Origin of the sequence: Nguyenibacter vanlangensis, from assembly GCF_013376155.1 — a bacterium.
Lineage (GTDB): Bacteria > Pseudomonadota > Alphaproteobacteria > Acetobacterales > Acetobacteraceae > Gluconacetobacter > Gluconacetobacter vanlangensis.
Genome location: NZ_JABXXP010001105.1, coordinates 1 through 696, shown reverse-complemented (window position 1 = coordinate 696; position 696 = coordinate 1). Strand labels below are relative to the sequence as shown.

1 protein-coding gene is annotated in these 696 nt (G+C 71.8%); it reads left to right on the top strand.

The window, feature by feature from the left end; genetic code table 11:
• Positions 1-676 (top strand): uroporphyrinogen decarboxylase family protein (locus HUK84_RS21510; RefSeq protein WP_176641958.1); only part of this gene is annotated, 676 nt, incomplete at its 5' end.
• Positions 677-696 lie beyond the last annotated feature (20 nt).

The window sequence follows — 696 nt, the reverse complement described above, 5'->3', positions numbered from 1 at the left end:
GACGCTCGACGGCCCCGATCCGATCGGCGCGGCCCGGGGCGGGCAGGTCACGCTGCTCGGCTTCGCCGGATCCCCCTTCACGGTCGCCTGCTACATGGTCGAAGGCCACGGCTCGCGTGAATTCGACGCCACGCGCGGCCTGGCCTATGCCGAACCCGCCTTGTTCGACCGGCTGATCGACATGCTGGCCCGGGCGACCGCCGACATGCTCTGCGCGCAGATCGACGCGGGGGCCGAGGCCGTGATGCTGTTCGACAGTTGGTCCGGCCTGCTGCCGCCCGCCCAGTTCCGCCGCCACGTCATCGCGCCGACCCGCGCGATCGTCCACGAGATCCGCACCCGTCGTCCCGGCGTGCCGGTCATCGGCTTCCCCCGCCTGGCCGGCGTGATGGCCGCCGAATATGCGCGCGAAACCGGTGTGCGCGTCATGGCGCTCGATACCGGCGCCGACATGGCGGCGATGGCCGAACTGGTGCCGCCCGACGTCACGCTGCAGGGCAATCTCGATCCGCTGCTGCTGCTGGCCGGCGGCGACGCGATGACGACCGAGGCCCGCGCCATCCGCAACGTCATGAAAGGCCGGCCGCATATCTTCAATCTCGGCCACGGCGTCGTGCCGGCGACACCGCCCGAGCATGTCGGCGACCTGGTCCGCGCCGTGCGCGAGGTCGGATAGATGCCGCCCGCGCCGACCCT